We start from the raw sequence: 17,873 nt of genomic DNA on the forward strand, positions 1-17,873 counted from the left end.
GTAAACGAACGAAAATTATGAAATTAGTAATCATACTTGGTGTTGTAAATCATCAGAAGAGTATTCGAAAAATGCTGATGAATATGGGACTTGCAATCTTTTCCGAAATTGATGTGAAAGGTTTTAAATCCACAGTTTTAGCTAAGCTTGAAGATAATTGGTTTGGCCATGGCGAAAACGAGGTGAATTCAACGGTAAACTTTAGTTTTGTGTCTGATAGTGAGACTGATAGGATTGTTCAGGCCGTAAAGGATTTTAATGGAAACAATAATACTTCAACTCCGATAAAATATTTTGAGTTGAATGTAGGTCGATATGTTTGAAGTAATTAATTGATATAAAGATATGTTAGATTTTCTAAAAAAAATGATCATGGGTAATACAGTGGATTGCAAGCAAATAGTAGCAGAAAAAGGCGCGATTGTCATAGATGTAAGAAGTCCTGAAGAGTTCAAGGCAGGACATGTGGAAGGATCGAAAAATATTCCCTTGGGAGAGATCAGCACAAAAGCTGCTATGATCAAATCTTGGGACAAGCCGGTTGTTCTTTGTTGTTTGTCTGGCGGTAGAGCAGGGCAGGCCAAGCAAGTATTGGAGTCTGAAGGCGTGGAGGTATACAACGCTGGAGGATGGAAAAATTTGTGTTAATGATCAGAGCCAAACTCGCATCTTGGAATTGGATGCGAGCTTTGCGTTTAATCATAGGCGTAAGCTTTATCGGCGAAGCTTTTCGGGACTCAGGGCAATGGGCTTTTGGAGTACTGGGAGCATTGCTTCTGTGGCAAGCCCTCGCGAATAAAGGATGCGAAGGTGGATCGTGCAACAGTTAATTATATAGAGTGATTGAAAAGTATCGGCGATAAAGTCGGTGCTTTTTAGTTCACTATTCTTCTTATTTTTTAATAATCATTCCTTTTATAAATCAGTTTAAAATCGCGGTAATTTATCGCGACTGGAATCGTATTGCCTATATTTTTTGATGGAAGGGGGAGAATCTAACACAGTTGAAAAAAATTATAATCTTAAACCGAATCGATATGTTGGAAAGAATCATTAGAGCAGTAGCAGGTGCATTTGTGTTATTGAGTTTGGTCTTGTCGCAAGTGCATGACCCTATGTGGTTGTATTTTACGGCTTTTGTCGGATTGAATTTATTTCAATCATCCATTACGAAGTTTTGCCCTTTGGAATGGGGGTTGAAAAAGTTTGTGTTTAACAAGTAGAACAAAGGCATATTGGTCAGAGTAGAGCAAGCTATTATGAACTACTCTGATTCGATATTTGACTTAAGGTCTAATAATCGTTTTCTTACATTTGATTGAAGATTGTTTTTTATCAAATTTTTGAAAAGACAAAATGGGAAACGAAGCTGGAAAGAGTATGTGAAAGTTACTTGCGTTTGCAGCGATTCTATCATTTTAAAATTCCACGAACCGGCAAAGGCTTGAAACATGTAAGGGCCTTTTGTCATTTTCACGGCTGTGACTTTGGGTCTGTTGTAGGTGACATATTCTGTTGTCAGTCCGACTCCATTTTTTGCCACGCATAAGGACTTTACTCCTTTGGCTGCTTGTTGTGCTCCTTAGATCAAATCGGCTTTGACAAGAAACGTATCCCATTCCAATCGATTTTTGTAATCTTGAGTATAATCAAATATTACCTCTTGCGACTGATGGATAAGAATTGATTCCGAGAACTTCAATGGTGACTTATTCATTCACAATTTTCTTTGATTGAGGTAAGCAAATATCTTTGAAAAATTTTTAAAATTATAAGCACAGGGGTATTAAGTAAAAAGTAAATTCTTCGGTCCAGACTATAGCTAGTTGTTAATTCAAGTGTAATTGATTCTCCTGTTTTGCTTAACACATAATTGCCACTCAGAATTCGGAATACCCCGTCAGCAATGTCAAAAACATGCCCAACGATAAAGCCTTTTTCGGGGTTGAAGTCAAATGAGTATTTTGTGTTTGGAGACCATGTGGTTATTTCTTGAAGAAATCTTTTACCGCTGTCAAAATATGCAATTCTTTTTCCTCCCATTTCTCTGGTTATTATTTCAGCCTTGAGAGGCTTTGGGATACCCAGTATTTTAAAAATTATTGGGTCCGAAAATTGTTCAATTTGAACGTTAGTAATATTATCCCATATCGTATTTCCGTCTGCTTTTATTGAAATGGAGGATGTGTAACTTAGGGTTTTATGTACTTGTATTTTTTTCAAACTTGTTTTTTTCTTTAAGTCATGATTTATTTGAATATAAGTATATTTATTTTAAATATGTATTTGGAGGGTGGTCAATTAAAAATAATGTGTTTTAATTAATAAGTTAGTTGGGATATGATTTTTTCCTATTGATGTTTTGTGCTGATTGTTATAGTTTATTAAAATCTTTTTATAATTAAATATTAATATTTTTTTTATTTAGATTAGCTTGAAAAATTTTATTTATTAATCTTATAGATATATATTTATTCCGAAGCTAAAACGATCACTAACTTACATTTTAACTGGATGAAATTACGTATGGCATTTTGTATAGGCTTGTTTTTTATGAGCCTAAATATATGTCTTTCACAAGCAGAGGATAGCACATTTATACTGCAGCGGACATATAAACTTGATTCGACATTCAATAAGAGTAAAAACCTTCAAGGATTTATATACAATATTGATAATCGGAAGGGGCAGGATTTGATATTGTGGAACAAAAGTGATTCCGCTCAGATACGTATTTTGAAATTGGATTATCATGCTTTGACTTATATACCTCCTATTGATACGTTAAGTTTGGATTCGTTGCAGTTGGATTCGTTAGCTCAAGATTCATTGTTGTTGGATTCTTTATTCTTGGGTTCGTTAGCTCAAGATTCGATAGCCTTGGATTCATTGATAAATGATTCGACTTTGGTTGAATTGCCAGATTTTATAGATGAAAGTGTGTATACTTTTAAAAATGTGAGCGATCAACTGATTTATGTGAATTATTTAATCAATAAAGAGTTTTATCAACCATCGCTAGTTGCACTAACAATTGACGAGACCTCTTCGACAATTAACATCTTAACCAATAGCAATGGAGTTGATGCTTTATTATTGAAGTATCATCGAAGTATTGAGGATTTTATTATTAAAGGAGGGGTTGTAAGGGACCTTAATAATGATGGTAATGATGATATTATTGTTTGGAGTGAAGATGAAGTTAAGGTTTTTTCTATGCCTTTTCATTCCAATGGACTTGAAGAAGAACAGGAAATCAACACTAATGACGAAGATGATGAGTTGTTGAGAAACGTGTTTTCAAAAAAGTTTGAATCTAATGAAGTGCTTTCTGTATATACCAGAGATATTAATCATGATAGCTATGCTGATTTTGTTATAGTCACTGATGAGTCTCAAATATTGTTTAAAAACGATTCATATTTATCATTTAAGGAGGAAATAGAATATCAATTTTTTTCTAATATGATACCAGTTAATACGGAGTTTGATATTGTTGGAAATGATGCTGTTCGAGACTTGTTAGTTGCAGATCAAAATGACAATTTAAGCGTCGTTGATGAAAGCTTTGATTTGAGGCCTTTGAATATTTCTTATCATGGACAATTTTCTGCAGTTGATATTAATAATGATGGATATAGGGATCTAATTTCTTCAAATATCCATGGACAATCTCCTGAGTTGTTTTTAGGAGGTCCTTTTTCTAAATATGAAAGGAATACTAATTTGTTAAGTGATTCCTCTTTAATTGGCTCAATGATCTTTACGCTCGATTTAAACTACGATGGAAGCGTTGATTTTATTTCCCTTAACGATTCTTCAGCCTCATATTTTATCAACAAGTCTAAAGAAGCGAATAGGGAGCCTTTTTTCAAAAGTTTAAATAGGCAGTTTAGAATGGTGCGGGATAATTTGGAATTGACTTGGGATCCCGCTTTTGATGATCACACTTCATCCGAAGAAATAAGCTATGAGCTATTTGTCAGTGGGATTATTTATCAGAATTTAGCCCTTGATTATACCGATTCTATCGTCTTTCGAACCATTACAAATTTAGGGAAACATACCTCGAAACCCATGTTTAATGTAAAGATTGAAGAGCCGGGCCTTTATCATTGGGGAGTTATAGGGGTTGATAACGCGGATCACTTTAAAGCGAAGTTTTCAGGTAGTGGAGATCCTGCAAATTGCGGTGGATCAGGCGGAGGTATTTGTATTAATATTGAGAGCAAGGATGGAGTGTATTGCCCTGGTGACACGCTATGGTTGAAGTTGCCTACTGGCCAATTGGCGGAATGGTATTCATTTAAAGAAGGATCTCTTGGATTGAAGGACTCGATTCAATTTGTTGTCAAGGAAGATGATATGATTTTTGGCAATAGCAGATCAGAAGGAGGTTTATCAAGAATGGATTCACAAAACTCTGATAATTGCTTGGATAATCTATTTTACTCGATTAGAACTTATAAAGAAAATGAAACGGTAGAGAATTTATGTATTGGAACAGAGTTTATTTTGCCTGCAAGTCCTATTGCATATGATCGAGTGATTGTGGACAATTTTACGGGACAGTTAATGGGAAATGATACAGTGAGGATTGAGGAAGTCAAGGAATATTCTTATGATATTTGGCTGGATGAAGAGAAAACTTGCCCTTTTGGCACTTTTAAGTTGCATGGAAATAAAGTTGATATTTTATCCTCTAACACTTCTTATGATATTCTTCACAATGATAGTATTTCCATAAGCTTGAGTGGTGGAGTTAGGTATACGCTATTCGACGGTTTTGACCATCAAGACATAGAAGAAGAGCTCGGTTTAAGACCTCCGTTGGATACTACGTTTAGCGTGTTTGCATACGACATATATGATTGCAAGGATTCGGTGGACATAAGCGTGAATGTTAGCCATAAATTATTTATACCTACTTTGTTCACGCCTAATGATGATGGGGTTGATGACCAGTTCAAGATATATGGCAGCGCCTTTGTGGAAGGTTTTTCATGGACTATTTATAATCGATCGGGAGAAGTTGTTTACCAAACAGAAAACTTGCGTCAAGCTGTTCGATCAGGATGGGATGGCAAGCTAAATGGTGTTAAACTGCCTGCTGATATGTATTACTGGAAATTAGGAGGTAAGTTTCCAGAGGGAGAAAATGCCAATGCTGAAGGTAAAACGATGGGATACTTTAATCTGGCTTATTAATTTATCAAGCTGACGTTATGCTGATATGATTATAATAGTCATATCAGCTTTATATTCTTTATTAGTAAATGGCTTAAATGGGCTTTATATAAAATGCCTATAAGTGATAACTCTTAAGAGACAAGGAAGGAAATGAAACACATTTACAAAGTGATATTAATATTAAGCATAATGATGAATTATGCGCAAGCTCAGGATATTAACTTTTCTGGTTATGATAAAACAATCGGTCGGGTCAATCCTTCAGCTATAGTTTCTAATTACGCTTATATAAATGCTCAATACCGTTATACAGGAATTAAAGCTGATAATCAGCTTCACACTTATGCGGTTAGCGGGGCTTACCCAATAAGACTTAGAAGAAGACGCTTATTTGGAACCTTGGGCTTTTATGTATTAAATGATCAGAATATAGGAAATGGAAAATTGCAAAAGACGGAAACAGAGTTCACTTTTGCCTCAGGTTATACATTGTCTAAATATTCATATATAGCCACTGGATTGAATTTAGGCTATCATTTTCAATCTATTGATATTAATCAGTATACAACAGGTTCTCAGTATTATCATGGAGAAGGCTTTATCAATCCGAGAATGGATGTGAATTTTGATCAAAACGACCAAGCAAGCTATATGAACTTGAGTTTTGGTGCGAACTATACAATAGTGGATAAGCAATATGAGGTTAAAAAGCAATTTGGATTTTCAGTAATTCATTTTAATCAACCGAATATGAATTGGTCGGGTTATAATTATCAATTTAATCCTATATATCGATTTCACGGGTTGTATCGGGTAATTGATAAGAAAGATTGGAATTTGAGTCCTACATATTTGCTGAGCTATCAGAACAAAGAAATGATTTACACATTTGGCACCAAGGCAAAATACAATCTTAAGAATTTTGATTTCACTAGAAGGAAAAAACGAGCTTGGTTGGAAATGGATTTGAACTATCGAGTCAATCGAGAGGTGTTTTTAAGAGCAGGTGTCCAGTTTGATGATTTATTTTTTGGCATTGGACATGGTCAGCCTCTTGACCAAAGTCGTAATATTGTAAGTGGCGTAACTGAGGTGCATTTCGGTTATCGTAAATTCATTCGCAAGTTGTATTACAAAAAGAAAAGAAAGAAGAAGAAGAAAACGTATACGAATACAATAAAGAAGACAACATCGTATAATGCTGAAAAGTTTGACCACGACAAGAAACTTCCAGAATCTGATGTGAAGACTGAATCAAATCAAGTTTCGAGTGTGGATGTCGAAGAAACATTAAATGAAGTTACAAATACCGAAGAGCATGTTGTTGAGGAGAAAATACCATTTAGAAAAGATATTCAGTTTAAAATAGGGACTGCGGCTCTTAGCCAGAAAGAAGTTCAAGAGTTGAAAGCCAGTATTGATGAGTTGATTGATGTTATTGTCAGGATTGAAATCATTGGCCATACTGATAATACAGGATCAGAGCCTTTTAATTATCAATTAGGATTGAAGCGAGCGAATTCGGTAAGAAATCAATTGATAGATTCAGGAATAGATGGGTCCTTGATTGAAGTGATAAGCAAAGGAGAATCTTCGCCAAAATTTGATAATAATACGTTTGAAGGCCGTATTAGAAACAGACGAGCTGAATTGATTATTTATATAAGGTAATGATGAATCAAAGAGGTTTATTTAATAAAAAACCTCTTTGATATTTCAATGTATAGTCAAATCATTGGAAGTTTCTTTAAAAGCTGAAGCCACTAATAGGATGATCTTCGCATGTAGTTTTTTGTTTAGATTTAGCAAGAAATAATATTGTTTAGTTTGAGAACTGAAAAAAGAATGCAGTATTGCGATTGATATATTTTTTTAATCAATTGTCTTCATTATGAAAAGACGCAGATTCATCAGAAATTCGATTGGCGCTACGCTTGGCACCGGGGCTATGGCCGGAATTTACACTTGGCAAATTGAGCCTTTTTGGGTTGAGTTTGTGAGGGTGAAGATGCCGATACGCAATTTGCCAAGTGAGCTGGAGGGGAAGACTTTGATGCAGATTAGCGATGTGCATGTTGGCGACAGGTTTGATTATCAATATATCATTGATTCCTTTGAAGAGGCTAAGAAATTCAAGCCGGAGTTTGTGGCTTATACCGGCGACTTTGTGAGCTATGAAAATGAAAAGCAAATTGGCCAGCTCGAAGAGGTCATGAAGCATGCGGTATTGGGCAAGTATGGTACTGTTGGCGTGTTGGGCAATCACGATTATGGAGATAATTGGGCGGAGCAAGATGTCGCCGACGCCATAACTTCAGTGCTTGGAGGTGCTGGGATCCAAATACTAAGCAATACTAAGCAACAGTTCAATGGCTTGAATTTTATAGGGTTTGATGATTATTGGGGCTTGAACTTTTCTCCTCAATTCGCTATGGAAAACTATGACGATAAACAGGCCAATATAGTGCTATGCCATAATCCTGATGTATGCGATTTGGATGTTTGGGAAGATTATGATGGTTGGATATTGTCAGGACATACACATGGAGGCCAATGCAAACCGCCTTTTTTGAATCCGCCTTTATTGCCGGTAGTTAATAAAAACTATACTTCGGGTAAAATAGATTTGTCTAACGGAAGAAGTTTATATATCAATCGAGCGATAGGTCATTTATGGCAGGTTAGGTTCAATGTTCGCCCTGAGGTGACAATTTTTGAGCTTCAAAAAGCTTAACAAAGTCAGGTCAACCCCTTACTTCTATTGATGAAACAAGCAATTTGAATCGATCTTCAGTGGTTTTGGCTCTGACAAATTCTTTTACGGAGATTCCGCAAGCTCTAATGTAATCCGATATTCTGTCGGCTTCATCTTGATCCTCTGAACTTAGCCCCATGATCATATGAAAGATGTATTTGGACATTTGAACTCTTTTTTCTTTTTTTGCTGTGGATGTTTTTCGTGAGTCGCCATAGCCTTTGTTCCTGATGGATTGTTTGACTTTTCGGACAGCGGCAGACCCTATGCTCAATGCTGTGCCACCCGCCGACATGCCAATGCTTGCCGCCGCTGAGACCCCTCCATACCTTAATACATCTGCGATGATGCCGTTGATACGAAGTCCAATTTGAAAAGTTTCCCTGACAATTCTTTTGCGATTCACTTTTTTGAGCTCTCTGACCAAAGCGAATTCTTTGTATACTTTTGCTTCTTGATCGGGAAGAGTTTTAGTATCCGAAAGTTTTCTGTCCAGTTCATCTTCGTCAGTGCCGTTTTCTTCAGTGAAAATTGTAGATAATATTCCCGCAGAATGAGAATCTTCCAATAGCCAACTTTTTTGCTTTTTCATCTTGATGAACCTCCCTACATTTTTTCTGAGCGAAAGCACTTTTCGGGCAATATCTATGATTGAAAGCAATGTTCCAATGCCGGGAACGAGATCTTTGACTGGCCCGGGCACTTGTGACACCAAAGACATTACTTCTACCGTTGCCGAAAGAATGGATCGAGCGGCTTTAATGCAATTTTCAAAAAAACTAAAGCCTTCCGATGCATGCTCTTTTTTCGAATATTGGTCTTTTTCTGAAGCCATTAGATGCTTGCCAAAGCGGTAAATTTTGCGGAGGATTTCTAAAAAAGGAGAAATTGCACCCAAGCATGTACCAACAACTCCGCTGAGTTCTTCTACTTTTCCAGCGATTTTGGAATCGTTTCCGCTTAAAAATTTGCCTACATATTTGCCCGCTTTCTCAACGATTGACGAGGCTGTGTCCGCTATGCCTACGCCTCTGTCCACTCGATCGCAGACAGCTACGAAATCCATCTTAGCATCCGATTTGACCATCAACAGGTCTTTCATTGATTTGCCTAACTCAGTTCTTAACGTTTCTTGATGAGGATCTGCTTCTGTGATTTTCAATTTGGCGGATACTCTGCTGGTGACAATGTCTTTGAAACTTTTGCTTTTTGATGTCTTTTGTTTTAGCAGGTCTTCAGAAAACTCGTCAAACTCTTCGTCTGTATCAAAATCCACACTTGGAAGTGTTGGAGTCCATGTTGTCTCTTTAGCGGTTTTCGGCCAAAAATCCTCTTCGAATTCTTCTGTTTGTTTGGAGGGTTTGGTTTTGGTGGCACGCTGTATAGGAAGCTTGGAAATTCCGATTCCATTATTTTTCGAGAAGGGTTTTGTCTTTTCAAAGCTTTTGAGCACAGCATATTGCATAACAGATCAACTACGAATCTTGAATTAGGTTCTTCCTAGTTTTGAATTTATTTGCATTGTATGATATGGACTGAACGGGTGTAAATGTATGGTTTGGCTTGGTGAACAATTTATTTGTCTAAGCTATTTTAATATATGGTGCATTTATACGGTTATTGATGATATTTTCCCGCAAGTACATGCGTTCAAGATGTAAATCTGATGGAGTTGATCAGAGGAATAGCATTTGCAAGCAGCCTCCCTCTCTATGGACAGAGCCTGTGCAATGCATGATGTCAGCAGAATATTTTTTAGATGAGTTTCATAAAGACCATAAGCGTTTATTCCCTGTTGCTCAAGACCAGTCAGAAGGCGAGGTCAGTGCAAAAAATATTGACTCTCAAGCGCTATCATTGCCGGAAGTCGAAATGTCCACAAGCGGTCAAAAGCTACAAGTGGCTTCCGAATTGGATACAATTCATGAAGATGAGGAGTTGGAATTGTTGTCGCTTGCTCCTGGCACAGCCGCGGAATTGGGAAAGAGTAAAGACAAGTCTAAAAGGAAGTCTCATGTGGTTGTGCATAAAGTTGCAAATTTATTGGATGGCTTTAAGTTTTTGAAATTGCAGCAAACGCTATTTGAGCAAAAGGTTCGGGTGGAGCCGAATAATTCATTGCATCTTAAAAACTTGCAATTTATCTTAAATGATCTTTTGTTTTTGCTGGAAGATTTGGAGATGGAGATAACTCATTTTCAACGTGTTTTTCCAATTACAGAGCTTTTTTTGCTGAATCAGGAATACGTTCAGAAGGAAACATCAGTTCCCGGCTTTCATTTGGTAATGAAGATTGTCAAAGACACAGAGCATGAGAAAGCTCTTGTCATTAAGAGCATGGTTGATCATGGAGTGGCGCTCCCGCAAAGAAAAGCATTTGGGTTGGCGGGCCGTGTTCGTAAAAGGTTCAGAACATTGAATACATTGGAGAACTCATCAATGTTTTCATTTAGTTGCGGGCTCTATGTGGATCAACAGGAAGTCGTAGGGCTATTTTTATCTTGGATACATCAATTGATGGAATGTCCGGAAGGTTTGGATTTGCTAATGCAACTTGAAGAGAGTATCATGTTTAGAAGAAACATGAGAGTGCGATTTGAAGCGTCAACATGTCCATCAATAGCTTTTTTGAAAACTGGAGACAGAACGATTAAAGTGAACGTGCCGATTTCAGGAGTGGATTGGTTGTCAAGGTTTTCAAAAAAGGTAGGTGATCAGAGAGCTTATGGATTCACACCTCCCGCTTATTTATTAGCTATGTTTTTATTGAAGGCTTTTGCCTTCGATCATGCCCAAGGTTTGCAAAAAGGTCTTATGACTCATTTTGGCATGGAGCATATGACTTCGCGAAGTCCAATCCAATACAAGGAAGTAGTGAAAAAATTGTTGGAGACAAACTCTGATGCTAAAGTAGGCGATTTAAGTGTGTTTATCGAGGTGGGAAAGGAAGTTTTTGTCCCGGATTTGAAAGTTCAGGAGGTTGATGAATCGGAGATTCAAATAGCAGGCACAACTGAAGGCATAGGAACAGTGCAGCCTTCAGAGAATTTGGTCTATGAATATCAAGAGGCAATGGCTAAAATGCGGCCAAATATAAAATTTTATCCAGAGCGTGTAGACTTTGCTAATAGTCGACAGATTGTCGCTGACAATAGGAATAGCGCAGTATATAATATTGTACATACTGAAGAAGAAATTCAAGCTGAATCGCCGGATGTTGTGAAATTTTTGCCAACCTTCGTTTCTGTGCAAAAAGGCTTTAGCACGCATGATAGGCATGCTGAGGATAGCGATGCTGTTTTGAAGTTGTTGAATAGTCAAGCAGAACTTGTTGAGTTTAGCCAAGATCCGGAAAAAGAGGCCTTTGCGGCGAATTTTATTCGCTCTATGGGAATGAGAACATCAGCCCCTGCTACTTTTCCGCTTAGCACTACGGGCAAAACTATTCGAATACTGAAGGATACTTCATTGAAAACCGAAGCTTATGCGGAAAGCGATTTCCGTGATAAGCTTTGGGATGCTCAAGAAACCACTCGGCCTTATTGCGGGCTTGTAATGGAGCGTGTCCCGGGACATTCCGGAGAGGCTTTGAAAACAAAGCAGAATAGAGCTACAAGAACGGACGATACTTATCTTAACGGTGCGCATGGGGTTTCTGAAATAGACATCAACGATTCGCCGAACTATGAAAGCTATGGCGCGGTTTTAAAGGATCCTGAAGTTTTAAAAGCTCTTGGCGAGATGTATTTGTGGGACTTGCTATTAGGAAATCATGATAGATTTTTGCAGGGTATTCATAGCGGTAATGTTTTGTTCAATGTAGACTTGGGCAGTCAGATCAATGAGCCTAAAGAAGGTTGCCAAGGAGTTGAAGTTAAGGTGAATCATCCTGTATTGTTCGGGCTGGATCAGACTACGAATATTGTTTCTTTGCAAATGCTTTTGGATTTTATGGGAGACACAAGATTTAGAAATGAAAAACACTGGAAGAGATACGAGAAAGTCATGACTAGAGCAGATAGACTTCAAAGGGTTGGAGGAGGGAAAAGCTCAGAGGAATATATGAAAATGGCTATGATTCAGGTTAATAGGCTTTACATGTTTTTAAAGGACTTTAGCGAGTGTTTTTTAAAGGGCAATACTCATGATTTTCCTGGTAATAAGCGGTTTATTGGATGGGCACTGGGAGACGAGAAACCTATCATAGGGGAGAGTACTGAGTACGTTGATATGGGCATGATGGAAGGCATCCTGCATTTTGCGAATAATTTTGCTGTGGTGGAAGCTTTGGAGAAGATACATTATACGACCTTTCCTGATCAAGCGGCGGTATTTTTTAAAACATGCCACATGTTGATGGATTTGGTAAAGGAAGTAGGTTACGATAAGCTATTGATCGCTTTGAAGGAGTTGCAAGAGAAGAAAAGAAGAACTGGCCAAAGTGAAGGTGTAGAAAATAATGAAAATGATGTTTAGTAGCTTTAAAATGTGAATATGCTGGATATTTGTAGATTAAATATTTATTTTTGAAACTATAATAATATATTTTTTAATTAAATCGATTTAAAGTGGAAGGCAAAGATCAAAAAAAGATCAGTAAATTTTTAAGCTTGGTGCTCAGGCATCAACCTCAGATTATAGGCATTAAATTGGATGCCCAAGGATGGGCAAATGTTGAGGAATTAATTCATAAAATAAATGCTAAAGGACGAAGTCTGGATTTTGTGACGTTGGAGCAAGTAGTGGAGACTAATGACAAAAAGCGCTTTGGCTTCAATAATGACAAGACAAAAATAAGAGCCAATCAAGGACATTCTATTGACATTAATTTAGGCTATGTGTCTAAGACTCCTCCCGAGGTTTTGTATCATGGAACTGGAAGCAAATATGTTAATAGTATTTACAAGTCTGGGATTCAAAAGCAATCCAGGCATCATGTGCATTTGAGCAAGGATTTAAAAACGGCCATTTCAGTTGGACAGAGGCATGGAAAGCCTGTGGTTTTGGAAATTTTGACCGAAAAGATGATGCATGAAGGTTTTGAATTTTTTGAATCGGAGAATGGCGTTTGGTTGACAGACGAAGTGCCTGTTGGGTATTTTAAAAAGCTTGAGGAAGGTGTAAGGTGAAAATGAAGATATTCGGACGATTTTTTCTTTTTTTCTTTTTGACGATAGTAACCCAGATTGGAGGCGTAGCTTATTTGTTTTCCATTTTGATTAGAAGAGTTTGGGGAAAGCCAATAGTTTGGTGGCAAAAGGCTGTGACCTTTATGTTAGTGTACCTGTTATTCACTTTTTTGATTGTACCGTGGATTGCGCCAGTATTTGGGAGAGTTAAAATTTCAAATGCCAATGGAGTAAGTCCTGTGAACTATATGACAGTAGTTTTGAACCGGAACTATGTGGTTGAGAAATTGAATGAAGAGCTTCAGATGCTGGGAGAAAACTTGGAAGAAGAAAGCATCAAAGTAAAATACTTGGATGCTAATTTCCCTTTTGCGGATGGTTTTCCACTATTGCCCCATTTAAGTCATAATGATGGACGAAAAATAGATTTGGCTTTGGTTTATGAAACGCCTCTTGGCCAAATATCTTCTGATCAAAAATCAATAAGTGGTTATGGGGTGTTTGAAATGCCAATCGATGGTGAGTTTGACCAACCAGAAAGATGTATGGAGCAAGGTTATTTGCAATATGATTATCCCAAATATATGACATTTGGTCGCGTAAATAATGATTTGGTGTTTTCAGAAAAAGGGACAAAGAGATTGTTGGTGGAAATACTGAAGTTGCCAAGCATTGAAAAAGTATTCGTTGAACCCCATCTTAAGCAAAGACTGAATATTACAAATCCAAAAATTAGATTTCATGGATGCAGGGCGGTTAGGCATGATGATCATATTCATATGCAGTTGATTTAGTTTGCGATTGATAAATCCATTTTTGCATTTATTTGAATGAACGACTCTTTTCAAATATTTAGGTAGACTTATTTCGTTGAAAAGTATTGTTATATAAGTAGATTAATATTATTCAATAAGTTTTTATAAATAAATTAATTTTGCAAAGGATTTGTTTTCTTTATTATTTGTATTTTATTTAGTATATAATAGTTTTTATATGTAATGAAATGGGTGAAATATCCATTTTTTTTGAGTTTTATTCAAATAATAATAGAGTGTAAGCCAATGATGACAAGCTGGCTAAGTTCATTTTTTAGAATCATTTTTAAAATAAAATCCATATGACAGAGTATTTACTGAAACTTGCTTTTGAAGAATTAGGAGAAAAAGAAATTCCAGGGCCATTGCATAATGAAAGAGTCGTCCAGTATGCCCAAGACTCTGGTTTTGAATGGATAAATGACGATGAGACTCCATGGTGCAGCGTCTTTGTTAATTGGTTGGCGATTAAATCGGGCATGCAGTCAAGCGGAAGTGCTATGGCTAGATCTTGGCTTAATGTCGGATTGCCAGTAGACAGAAATCCATTGCCCGGCGATGTCGTGGTGTTTTGGAGAGTGAGACCCAATGCTTCAACAGGTCATGTGGGGCTGTTTTTAGGATATTCTGAAGATGGGAGGAAGATATATTGTTTGGGAGGCAATCAAAAAAATAGCGTGAGCGTGGAAGCTTACCCTGTTGAGAGGTTATTAGGTTTTAGAAGACTTTTGCCTGTTGGACAGTTGCCTTTGCCAGATGTCGTATTGAGAAAGGGCGATCAAGGAATGGAAGTGAAACTTTTGCAGGAGTTTTTGAAAAGCATAGGGTATAATTGCGGAGTGACAGACGGGAAGTTTGGCCCGATAACTGAAAAAGCTCTGGTTTCATTTCAAGTTCATAATGGTTTGGAAGAAGATGGAGTGTATAACGAAGAGGTCAGGAATATCATGAAAAATATTCACGAAGAGGAAGCATTGGAGTATTAATACGCATGATTATGAATGAGGAATTAAATACCAAGAGCCAGATTGATCATAAGTTGAATGGGATCATTGATGATATGATGAGTAATGAAACCCTTATTGTAAAGGATGTCGATCAGTATGGAAAAAAAAGCGTTTTGGCTTATTCAAGAATAGAGCTGGAAGGCGACGGGTACCAGTATGTTGATTCGGAAATAGAAGCCGGTATTGCTTCATTGAATGAAGCGGTGAAAAATTCAACATTAAAATGCAGAGCCTCGATTTGGCAATTTTTATCACAGGCAATCAATTAATTTTTAAATATAACAATCATTATTATGGGACTTAATTTAGTCAATATCAAGAAAGCGCTGGAGGATGTAACTACTTTGGAAGTGGCTACATTGACAAATCCTCAGGCTACGCCAATAAATTTGTCAGAGGCAAAAACCAATTCCGATATTTTCACAAAAGTGCAAGCAAGCCTAGGTTCTGCGGATTTAGTAGCATACACAAAGTATGAGCTTGATGGAGATTCGGTTAATTTCATTACTCAAAATGAAAACTTGACAAGATTGGTCAACGAACATAATGAACTGGTGAAATCTTCGCTGGAAACGAGAAAGGTTTTGTTCAATACAATTTACGATGCCGTAAAAGACATTATTTGATTTTTTGCTCCTTTGATTTATGCAAAGGAGCTTTATTTTTAAATTTCACTGCCGACATGAATGAGGTGCATTTCAAATACTTGACGGAGAATTTGAGATTGGAGCAAGGAGAGCTTTCAATCGCTAGGATTTCCGTGATTTTTTCTCAAAATAAATATAATAATTTGCCAGCATTTTTAACTGGAAACATAGAAGGCTTGTCTGATACGGTTGATAATTCAGTTGCTCTAAACGGACTGTATGATTCATTTTTGAGTTTTTGTCATTTGAATGATAAAATACCACAGCCATGAATTTCATTGATATACTAGATTCATTTGTCGACAAAAGCGAAGGCAAAATGTCGTCCAGTCATTTCTTAGAGTGTGAAGAAGTTCTGGATGATCTTGGATACATATCTATTGATCAAAACCAAGCAGATAGAGCTATGGAACAATTCAACTTTCGAAAAGGAGTTGACTTGTTTAGAAAGGAATACAATGAGTGTTGGGAGGTTTTTGAGGGCACAGTATCAATGACAAATTCGGTTGAGGATTCTCCGAATACCTTGACTGAGTCGGAGCTTGATTTCATGCAAAGAATTACTTCTCTGGAAGGCGAATTTTCTTTGGAGGGATTTTCTTGGGAAATGATAAGGGATAATAAACTGCTTGCGAGAGTACTGACTTATCGACTCAATATATTGGCGGCTTTTGGCGTTGAAATTTCCAGTACTTTGCCTGAGCATGCTTTGATGTCATTGGAGAGAATTATGGGATGGATTAATTCTCATGACATGAAAGAAGCGATAAGATTGACTGGCCATGTGGAAGAGTTGGCGGAGAGGCTTTCAAGCAATTTGAACCCATTGTCGTCTTTGTCGCATTCATTTGCTTTTTTCAAAGCTCAGGAAGAGAGGTTTTCATTGCCGAATCTTTCGGAAAATACCAATTGGGATTTTTTTTCGAGCAGATTTGTGTTTAACCAGAACAAAAGCCATATCGATGAGATAGGAAACTGCAAAAGCATGCCGCAGGAATCTCAAATTTTGCAGGATGCTTCGTTGAATATACTTATGATTAGACTGGTGCAAATCAATTTATGGTTGTCAGGAGTTTATCCCGGCAAGCTTGATAATGATATTGGACCGATCACTGTTGCCTCAATTTACGATGCCCTGTTAATTAGTTTTGGGGAAGATAGTTCAAGCAAAGCCGAAGAGGAACTAAGGTCAATAGTTTATTATCTTGGCAACGAAATTTGGACGATCAATTTGCAGTACTTTTTTCATTATGCTTTTCCTGGCATGCTTGATCTTGAGGAGGATCATAAAGAGAATACCATTTCTGTCAAGATAGCTGATTTGGTAGAAAGTCTTTCTCAATCTTCCGAAAAACAGGCTGTCTGGGAACAAGTAGGCAAGTGCATAAGTCGTGCTTCTATGGATGATAATGAAAAAGGACGCAAAGTAAAATCAAGAGGGGGCAAAAGCTTCTTTGGTTTGATCAGAAAAGTTTTCAATAAAGTCAAGAATGCCATTCAATTGGGGATTGATAAATTAAGAAATTTTGTAGTGAGTTTGTTTTCCAGAGTCAAAAACTGCGTGAAGGTACTTTTGAGGGAAGTTAAAAAGGTCTTTGGCATGGCAAAAATGGCTCTGACGTTTTTCTTTTCAAAGAGAATCATTAAAACCGAAGGTGATTCCGGAGCGATAAAGACTGATTTTGATTTTAATTTCAATAGTGTGACAAATATTCAGGGAGAGGTCAATGCATCAGATATCGGCATGCATAAGTCTAAGCTTGACTATATTTCCAACGCTATGCAAAAGACCTCGGACTTTATAGGTCAAGTGGTTGGATTGATGGCCAAAGTGGCTTTAGGTCCTTATGGTTGGATTCAAATCGGCGTAATGTTGATTAAACTCTTGTCGGATTCTGGTTTTGAATCTACCAAGTTGATAATTGGTTTGCAGAAGGATTAGAAGTTTGCTTTCAGATATCAAGTTCTTTGTTTATCTGAAAGCTATATTACTCTAGTTTTCAAGCATTACTCTGAACTGTCCATTTTGCCCTTCCCCATCATAGAGCGGAAAACCAAAAGCGGTTACTTTGCCGGAAAAACGCCCATGCACTTCTATGCTATTTTCATTGAGAATGTTGATGTCATCTATGATGATTTCACTTTCTTCAGCTACGTTCTTGTAAAAACCATAGGTCTGGTGATGAATTAATTTTTGCAACAGAGGTAACTTGGATGCTTTGATTAAAAAAATCAATGATTAATTGTAGAAATATGATTCAAGTGTTTCTGAATATTTGAATTTTAGCGATTTAACAATATTGACGTGGTTGTCGTTGTTTATGTGTTCA

General features: G+C 37.1%; 20 protein-coding genes. 15 read left to right on the top strand and 5 right to left on the bottom strand.

Going from position 1 to position 17,873, the window contains the following annotated elements; translation table 11 throughout:
* The first annotated feature begins 17 nt into the window (after positions 1 to 17).
* The 4 genes from AABK36_RS06455 to AABK36_RS06470 all read left to right on the top strand — a co-directional run bounded on the left by AABK36_RS06455 (position 18) and on the right by AABK36_RS06470 (position 1,223).
* Positions 18 to 323: a hypothetical protein gene (locus AABK36_RS06455; protein WP_309941420.1), complete on the top strand. Its 306-nt coding sequence runs from the start codon at positions 18 to 20 to the stop codon at positions 321 to 323.
* Between the two features lie 49 nt (positions 324 to 372).
* Entirely contained in the window at positions 373 to 648 is a 276-nt protein-coding gene (locus AABK36_RS06460; RefSeq protein WP_309941424.1) for a rhodanese-like domain-containing protein, read from the top strand.
* Positions 630 to 830 carry a hypothetical protein gene (locus AABK36_RS06465; protein WP_309941425.1) on the top strand — a complete coding sequence of 67 codons (201 nt, stop codon included), beginning with the start codon at positions 630 to 632 and terminating at the stop codon, positions 828 to 830. The genes AABK36_RS06460 and AABK36_RS06465 overlap by 19 nt, the downstream gene beginning before the upstream one ends.
* Positions 831 to 1,037: 207 nt before the next feature.
* A complete protein-coding gene (locus AABK36_RS06470) occupies positions 1,038 to 1,223 on the top strand; it encodes a YgaP family membrane protein (RefSeq protein WP_309941426.1) in 186 nt (61 codons plus the stop codon).
* Positions 1,224 to 1,264: 41 nt separating this feature from the next.
* Here AABK36_RS06470 and AABK36_RS06475 read toward each other — a convergent pair whose 3' ends face one another.
* Genes AABK36_RS06475 through AABK36_RS06485 form a run of 3 tightly spaced genes read right to left on the bottom strand, consistent with a single transcriptional unit; the run spans position 1,265 to position 2,223 of the window.
* A complete protein-coding gene (locus AABK36_RS06475) occupies positions 1,265 to 1,543 on the bottom strand; it encodes a hypothetical protein (RefSeq protein ID WP_309941428.1) in 279 nt (92 codons plus the stop codon).
* Positions 1,544 to 1,582: 39 nt separating this feature from the next.
* Positions 1,583 to 1,717, bottom strand: coding sequence for an SRPBCC family protein (locus AABK36_RS06480; RefSeq protein WP_309941430.1), 135 nt, complete (start codon positions 1,715 to 1,717; stop codon positions 1,583 to 1,585).
* Positions 1,714 to 2,223 (bottom strand): hypothetical protein, encoded by a 510-nt coding sequence (locus AABK36_RS06485; RefSeq protein WP_309941431.1) that lies wholly within the window; start codon positions 2,221 to 2,223, stop codon positions 1,714 to 1,716. Before AABK36_RS06485 ends, AABK36_RS06480 begins: the two co-directional genes overlap by 4 nt.
* Positions 2,224 to 2,553: 330 nt before the next feature.
* Here AABK36_RS06485 and AABK36_RS06490 point away from each other — a divergent pair, with 330 nt between their 5' ends.
* From AABK36_RS06490 to AABK36_RS06500, 3 genes are all read left to right on the top strand, one after another.
* A complete protein-coding gene (locus AABK36_RS06490; protein ID WP_309941434.1) occupies positions 2,554 to 5,208 on the top strand; it encodes a T9SS type B sorting domain-containing protein in 2,655 nt (884 codons plus the stop codon).
* A 132-nt stretch (positions 5,209 to 5,340) separates the two neighbouring features.
* On the top strand, positions 5,341 to 6,861 hold the full coding sequence (locus tag AABK36_RS06495; RefSeq protein WP_309941438.1) for a PorP/SprF family type IX secretion system membrane protein: 1,521 nt from the start codon (positions 5,341 to 5,343) through the stop codon (positions 6,859 to 6,861).
* Between the two features lie 220 nt (positions 6,862 to 7,081).
* Positions 7,082 to 7,924: a metallophosphoesterase gene (locus AABK36_RS06500; RefSeq protein WP_309941440.1), complete on the top strand. Its 843-nt coding sequence runs from the start codon at positions 7,082 to 7,084 to the stop codon at positions 7,922 to 7,924.
* A 10-nt stretch (positions 7,925 to 7,934) separates the two neighbouring features.
* Here the strand turns inward: AABK36_RS06500 and AABK36_RS06505 are convergent, their stop codons facing one another.
* Positions 7,935 to 9,410, bottom strand: coding sequence for a hypothetical protein (locus AABK36_RS06505; RefSeq protein WP_309941443.1), 1,476 nt, complete (start codon positions 9,408 to 9,410; stop codon positions 7,935 to 7,937).
* Positions 9,411 to 9,589: 179 nt separating this feature from the next.
* Here AABK36_RS06505 and AABK36_RS06510 point away from each other — a divergent pair, with 179 nt between their 5' ends.
* The 8 genes from AABK36_RS06510 to AABK36_RS06545 all read left to right on the top strand — a co-directional run bounded on the left by AABK36_RS06510 (position 9,590) and on the right by AABK36_RS06545 (position 17,485).
* Complete coding sequence (locus AABK36_RS06510) at positions 9,590 to 12,421, top strand: hypothetical protein (protein WP_309941446.1); 2,832 nt, start codon at positions 9,590 to 9,592, stop codon at positions 12,419 to 12,421.
* A 92-nt stretch (positions 12,422 to 12,513) separates the two neighbouring features.
* A complete protein-coding gene (locus tag AABK36_RS06515; protein ID WP_309941448.1) occupies positions 12,514 to 13,074 on the top strand; it encodes an RNA 2'-phosphotransferase in 561 nt (186 codons plus the stop codon).
* A gap of 2 nt (positions 13,075 to 13,076) precedes the next feature.
* Complete coding sequence (locus AABK36_RS06520; RefSeq protein ID WP_309941452.1) at positions 13,077 to 13,868, top strand: hypothetical protein; 792 nt, start codon at positions 13,077 to 13,079, stop codon at positions 13,866 to 13,868.
* A 323-nt stretch (positions 13,869 to 14,191) separates the two neighbouring features.
* Positions 14,192 to 14,875, top strand: coding sequence for a C40 family peptidase (locus AABK36_RS06525; protein WP_309941453.1), 684 nt, complete (start codon positions 14,192 to 14,194; stop codon positions 14,873 to 14,875).
* Positions 14,876 to 14,886: 11 nt separating this feature from the next.
* Positions 14,887 to 15,165: a hypothetical protein gene (locus AABK36_RS06530; protein ID WP_309941455.1), complete on the top strand. Its 279-nt coding sequence runs from the start codon at positions 14,887 to 14,889 to the stop codon at positions 15,163 to 15,165.
* A 24-nt stretch (positions 15,166 to 15,189) separates the two neighbouring features.
* Positions 15,190 to 15,522, top strand: coding sequence for a hypothetical protein (locus AABK36_RS06535; protein ID WP_309941457.1), 333 nt, complete (start codon positions 15,190 to 15,192; stop codon positions 15,520 to 15,522).
* A gap of 56 nt (positions 15,523 to 15,578) precedes the next feature.
* Positions 15,579 to 15,815, top strand: coding sequence for a hypothetical protein (locus tag AABK36_RS06540; protein WP_309941460.1), 237 nt, complete (start codon positions 15,579 to 15,581; stop codon positions 15,813 to 15,815).
* Positions 15,812 to 17,485 (top strand): hypothetical protein, encoded by a 1,674-nt coding sequence (locus AABK36_RS06545; protein ID WP_309941462.1) that lies wholly within the window; start codon positions 15,812 to 15,814, stop codon positions 17,483 to 17,485. The genes AABK36_RS06540 and AABK36_RS06545 overlap by 4 nt, the downstream gene beginning before the upstream one ends.
* A gap of 51 nt (positions 17,486 to 17,536) precedes the next feature.
* Here the strand turns inward: AABK36_RS06545 and AABK36_RS06550 are convergent, their stop codons facing one another.
* Positions 17,537 to 17,743, bottom strand: a complete 207-nt coding sequence (locus tag AABK36_RS06550; protein WP_309941464.1) for a hypothetical protein — start codon at positions 17,741 to 17,743, stop codon at positions 17,537 to 17,539.
* Between the last annotated feature and the right edge of the window lie 130 nt (positions 17,744 to 17,873).

This window comes from Aureibacter tunicatorum (genome assembly GCF_036492635.1).
Taxonomy (GTDB): Bacteria; Bacteroidota; Bacteroidia; order Cytophagales; family Cyclobacteriaceae; genus Aureibacter; species Aureibacter tunicatorum.

Excerpts from the sequence above, each read along its gene's own strand:
- AABK36_RS06455 (WP_309941420.1), top strand. The coding sequence starts at position 18 with ATGAAATTAGTAATCATACTTGGTGTTGTAAATCATCAGAAGAGTATT.
- AABK36_RS06460 (WP_309941424.1), top strand. The coding sequence starts at position 373 with ATGGGTAATACAGTGGATTGCAAGCAAATAGTAGCAGAAAAAGGCGCG.
- AABK36_RS06465 (WP_309941425.1), top strand. The coding sequence starts at position 630 with ATGGAAAAATTTGTGTTAATGATCAGAGCCAAACTCGCATCTTGGAAT.
- AABK36_RS06470 (WP_309941426.1), top strand. The coding sequence starts at position 1,038 with ATGTTGGAAAGAATCATTAGAGCAGTAGCAGGTGCATTTGTGTTATTG.
- AABK36_RS06480 (WP_309941430.1), bottom strand. The coding sequence starts at position 1,717 with ATGAATAAGTCACCATTGAAGTTCTCGGAATCAATTCTTATCCATCAG.
- AABK36_RS06490 (WP_309941434.1), top strand. The coding sequence starts at position 2,554 with ATGAGCCTAAATATATGTCTTTCACAAGCAGAGGATAGCACATTTATA.
- AABK36_RS06495 (WP_309941438.1), top strand. The coding sequence starts at position 5,341 with ATGAAACACATTTACAAAGTGATATTAATATTAAGCATAATGATGAAT.
- AABK36_RS06500 (WP_309941440.1), top strand. The coding sequence starts at position 7,082 with ATGAAAAGACGCAGATTCATCAGAAATTCGATTGGCGCTACGCTTGGC.
- AABK36_RS06505 (WP_309941443.1), bottom strand. The coding sequence starts at position 9,410 with ATGCAATATGCTGTGCTCAAAAGCTTTGAAAAGACAAAACCCTTCTCG.
- AABK36_RS06510 (WP_309941446.1), top strand. The coding sequence starts at position 9,590 with ATGCGTTCAAGATGTAAATCTGATGGAGTTGATCAGAGGAATAGCATT.
- AABK36_RS06520 (WP_309941452.1), top strand. The coding sequence starts at position 13,077 with ATGAAGATATTCGGACGATTTTTTCTTTTTTTCTTTTTGACGATAGTA.
- AABK36_RS06525 (WP_309941453.1), top strand. The coding sequence starts at position 14,192 with ATGACAGAGTATTTACTGAAACTTGCTTTTGAAGAATTAGGAGAAAAA.
- AABK36_RS06530 (WP_309941455.1), top strand. The coding sequence starts at position 14,887 with ATGAATGAGGAATTAAATACCAAGAGCCAGATTGATCATAAGTTGAAT.
- AABK36_RS06535 (WP_309941457.1), top strand. The coding sequence starts at position 15,190 with ATGGGACTTAATTTAGTCAATATCAAGAAAGCGCTGGAGGATGTAACT.
- AABK36_RS06540 (WP_309941460.1), top strand. The coding sequence starts at position 15,579 with ATGAATGAGGTGCATTTCAAATACTTGACGGAGAATTTGAGATTGGAG.
- AABK36_RS06545 (WP_309941462.1), top strand. The coding sequence starts at position 15,812 with ATGAATTTCATTGATATACTAGATTCATTTGTCGACAAAAGCGAAGGC.